We start from the raw sequence: 4,011 nt of genomic DNA on the forward strand, positions 1-4,011 counted from the left end.
CTGATCATCCGTGGGCTCATCAAGAAAATCATGATTGCAGACATACTCGCGCTGCACATCGTAGATCCGGCTTTTGGCAATCCATCCGGCTTTTCCTCGCTCTTTCTTGTCATTGCGTTATTTGCCTACAGTTTTCAGGTGTATATGGATCTTAGTGGCTACACCGATATTGCCATCGGGGTAGCTAAAATGATGGGCTTTAGATTACCCATCAATTTCAATCGCCCCTACATGGCAACCAGTGTGGCTAATTTCTGGCAACGGTGGCACATCACCATGTCCTCGTTCTTTAGAGATTACTTGTACGAAGCCATCAAAAACTGGCGCTGGAGCAATATCTATTTCAACTTACTGATTGTGTTTGTCGCCATCGGTATCTGGCACGGCGCAGGCTGGAACTTTGTATTATACGGGGTAATCCACGGCAGTCTTGTCGGTATCGAACACTACCGCAGTCGCATGAGGGAACAACAGGGGCTGCCTCCGGTGGTATTTCGTGGTATTTCGCTGGTTATACGCATTCTTCAGGTTTTTACCATCATCACCCTGACCCGCCTGTTGTTCAGAGCCGACGATCTTGAAGCAAGCTGGCACTATCTTGAAACTATCGTCACTACCACAAGCACTGGCTTGCCGATGGCCCCGATTGCTGGCTTAGCCCTTCTGTTAGCGGCTTTACTTCACTTCACGCCAATTCGCTGGCGTGATCAGCTAATGAAATCCGCCGTAAGGATCCCAGAGTACGGCTATGCCACTATCACCGTTGTGTTCATCTACCTGATGGCAGCATTGGGCTCCGATCAGGCCGCCTTTATCTATTTCCAGTTTTAAACAACAACTACCAGCCAAAGCCATAAACGTTTACTTTTTGTCCAGCCGGACACATGAGTAAATGTTATGGCTTTAAACTCCCCTTTCACTCATTTACTATTCTCTTTCTTCCAATCCCCAAGGACATACACCCAATGCAACAAGTAAACATCGCTCCTAACCCACAAATCGCAGTCATCTTCAAAGGTTGGGCTGCAGACTGGGCAAAAGAAGGCCAGGGAAACAAGAAAGACATGGCAACGAAGTTTCACACTGTCTATAGCATTGCGGCTAACGTGTTTACCGAGGGTGGTGAAGTAGAATTGACCTTCCTATCTGCACTATTCCAAGACTGCAAGCAGAAACTCGAAATGGCCGAAGCCATGAACGAGAAAGTTAAGGCAAGCCTGAAAGATGATGATGAGCGCGCGCAAGCGATCATTGCCAAAGTAAACAACGCCGCTCAAGATGCTGCCCATGTGGTCCGCTATCTTGGTCAGCTGCTGATGCCTTCTGCGTAAGCCGATACGAGGAACCCCAAACCGCCTTAAGACGGTTTGGGGTTAAATATCAATTAGCGCATTTTGAAAATTTCGGAATGAAAACGCTCTCTCCCTAATCCTTCAGCAGCTAATCCTGTACTCAATATCTCACCGAATGCTGCAGGCCCACAGAAGCTAACATCAAACTCCTTACTATTGGTTATATATAGTATCATCTCTGCACTTAGGAACTCCCCTTTATCAGCATCAAGCACTTCAAGTTCAATGAAATCTAGGCTCATTAATATCGAGAGGATTTCCTTTTCAAAGAACGCTTCCTTTCTCGAATTGACACAGTAAAAGAGATGAATTTTCTTATATTGAACATGTTCTTGATTGGCTTTTCGCGCTAACCAATACAACCTGGAAATAAAAGGAACAATACCTATACCAGCTCCAATCCAAACTTGCGTTGCTTGCTCCGGTATCTGAAAACACCCATACCCCCCTTCAACCGTCACTTTTGAGCCTACCGTTAATTGATTAACCATTTGATGGGTATAATCACCTAAGTCTTTGATACCAAATTCAATGAGCTGGGTTTTCTCATTGTAATTGAGAATGGAGAAAGGATGCGGTGCTTCGCCATCATGAAAATTTAAATAAGCGAATTGACCTTCTTGATATTCAATAGAGGAATCTAATTTAATTCCAAGACGAATTACGCTATTACTTTCCCCATCATTATTAAATCGCTCAACTGACACCACCTCTCCTGGTGATTTATTACTCGCGCCAATCTTTCCTGTTAACGATAATAAACTACACCAAACGCCAGCAACGGATATCCCGGCAATTGCGACATTCATCATTATTGACTGGCTATTCCAATCAAGCAGCAAAGCGGTATGAATAACACCAGCGATGACCAGCAATCCACCTATTTTATGAGTGAACTTAAACCGTTTATAGCTAATAGCCTGAACCAAACTGATGATACTAAAGAGCAAGAAGACATAGAACGCGATTTCTCCTATCTCACTGGCAATATGATGCCAGTTCACCCCTTCTATTTCAGGTCGTCCTCTTTCTGGTCTTACTAATTGCCCCGCTTGCACAAGCCACTTGGCACTTTGAACAAAAAACCAGTGCAACACTAAAGCTACCGTCGCACCTATTCCCAGCCTCTTATGCAGCGCATAACCTTTATCCAGGCCATTTAACTGGCGCTCAACCCAATCGAACCTGACCGCAATCAGTACGGCAAGGCTCATATAGCCGAGCCCGATCAAGCCTGACAGCATCGTTAGCTGGTGACGCCAAAAAAAGAAGTCTCCCATTTCTTCATAGCCCATCAACAAGGCCGGAGACCATAGCAGTACAAATATCAGTGTAAATTTCAACATAGCGGCAGCTTCTAGTAGGAAGGTGGAAATCAATTATTCGTGGTATTTATGAGATATATAATACCCACTCTCTGCGGCTATATAAGCGACTTTACTTAGCTTCAAATTAGTTTACGTCAATTTACATAACCTCCTTACTTTCATGAATAAACCACGCTGAGACGGACATGAAACTTTCTAGCGATCACTAGTAATTATCAATTTAGCGATGCATCAGTATGCAACTAAAAATTACACTTCTTTACATTGAAAACAGTCAGTTTTGACATTTCCCTGAAATTCGGCGCCTCAAAAAGTGATTAACTATCACCATAGACAGTTAACACTATGCATTTTATCAACATTACTCAGCGAGGTGGTTATGGCTCAAGTACTAATGGATCAAGCAAGCGGACTACGCGACGCATTTTCACGTCAGCAGTGTATTAGCCGGGTTAAGAGCTATCAGAGCAGAATTCGCAAAGCGATCACCAACAACAGAATCAGCGATGCTTCAATGCTGTTGACTCAACTTGAAATCGCACAGCAACAACTTGAGGCGACGTATAAATAATATGACCAGCCTTTTTCCATCATTGCATTGAATGGCCTAATTACAAGGCCATTCAAGCGTTCGCTCATTTAACTAGCCACAAACAACACTATCTATTTAGCATTAGTAAACAGTATAATGTGCGCCGATCCCGCCATATACATCTGTCATAGGAACAGCAATGCTAGAAGAACAGCAAAACAACCCGCTACACGGCCTTAAACTAGAAACATTACTGACCGAGCTTGTCGATCATTACGGCTGGGAGATCCTCGACACAGCAATGCGTTTTAACTGTTTCCATACCAACCCGACCATTGCTGGCAGCCTGAAGTTTCTTCGTAAAACAGAATGGGCCCGTGAAAAATTAGAAGCGTTTTATTTATCCCGTTTCAAGCGAATGCCTAAGCCAACCGCAGAAGAGCGCGATCTACCACCTCGTAAGCGTACTTTCCCCGTCGGTATTGTGCCAAGAGAGCCTATGGAGCTGACTGTTGAATCCATTTTGCTTTCTCAGGCAAAGGCGGCATCTGCCTATAAAGCCAGATCATCACACAAGCATCCTCGACGCCGATAGGAAGAAAGCACATTCTGAAGGTTCGGCCTTGAGTACCAGCTCGAACCTTCTTGCCTCGTACTCACTCACTAGAGCGATTGTTCTCACACACGGTACTTTTCAGCTTCACTTCATAACGACTCAGCAGTTTATTGTATTCTCCGCTTTGGCACAGATTGCCCAGTGCCTGGTTGAAGCTATCGCGTACCTTGGCTTCTTTAAAAC

The 4,011-nt window shown here is 44.5% G+C and carries 5 protein-coding genes; 4 read left to right on the forward strand and 1 reads right to left on the reverse strand.

Annotated features, from left to right (window positions below; genetic code table 11):
- A partial coding sequence (locus MHN01_RS18880; RefSeq protein WP_255725354.1) for an MBOAT family O-acyltransferase occupies window positions 1–831 on the forward strand: 831 nt, incomplete at its 5' end.
- A gap of 134 nt (window positions 832–965) precedes the next feature.
- The gene (locus tag MHN01_RS18885; protein WP_239412766.1) at window positions 966–1,331 is read left to right on the forward strand and encodes a hypothetical protein; all 366 of its coding nucleotides are present in this window, start codon (window positions 966–968) and stop codon (window positions 1,329–1,331) included.
- 53 nt (window positions 1,332–1,384) lie between these two features.
- On the opposite strand, the gene MHN01_RS18890 is transcribed toward MHN01_RS18885, so the two are convergent.
- On the reverse strand, window positions 1,385–2,698 hold the full coding sequence (locus MHN01_RS18890) for a ferric reductase-like transmembrane domain-containing protein (protein ID WP_239412767.1): 1,314 nt from the start codon (window positions 2,696–2,698) through the stop codon (window positions 1,385–1,387).
- A gap of 361 nt (window positions 2,699–3,059) precedes the next feature.
- On the opposite strand from MHN01_RS18890, the gene MHN01_RS18895 reads away from it, so the two are divergent.
- Both MHN01_RS18895 and MHN01_RS18900 read left to right on the forward strand, forming a co-directional pair.
- Entirely contained in the window at window positions 3,060–3,251 is a 192-nt protein-coding gene (locus tag MHN01_RS18895; protein WP_239412768.1) for a hypothetical protein, read from the forward strand.
- A gap of 160 nt (window positions 3,252–3,411) precedes the next feature.
- On the forward strand, window positions 3,412–3,807 hold the full coding sequence (locus MHN01_RS18900) for a VF530 family DNA-binding protein (RefSeq protein WP_239412769.1): 396 nt from the start codon (window positions 3,412–3,414) through the stop codon (window positions 3,805–3,807).
- Window positions 3,808–4,011 lie beyond the last annotated feature (204 nt).

Origin of the sequence: Photobacterium sp. OFAV2-7, assembly GCF_022347985.1 — a bacterium.
In the GTDB taxonomy this organism is placed as follows: Bacteria; Pseudomonadota; Gammaproteobacteria; order Enterobacterales; family Vibrionaceae; genus Photobacterium.

Coding starts and splice junctions, on each gene's coding strand:
- MHN01_RS18885 (WP_239412766.1), top strand. CDS start 966: ATGCAACAAGTAAACATCGCTCCTAACCCACAAATCGCAGTCATCTTC.
- MHN01_RS18890 (WP_239412767.1), bottom strand. CDS start 2,698: ATGTTGAAATTTACACTGATATTTGTACTGCTATGGTCTCCGGCCTTG.
- MHN01_RS18895 (WP_239412768.1), top strand. CDS start 3,060: ATGGCTCAAGTACTAATGGATCAAGCAAGCGGACTACGCGACGCATTT.
- MHN01_RS18900 (WP_239412769.1), top strand. CDS start 3,412: ATGCTAGAAGAACAGCAAAACAACCCGCTACACGGCCTTAAACTAGAA.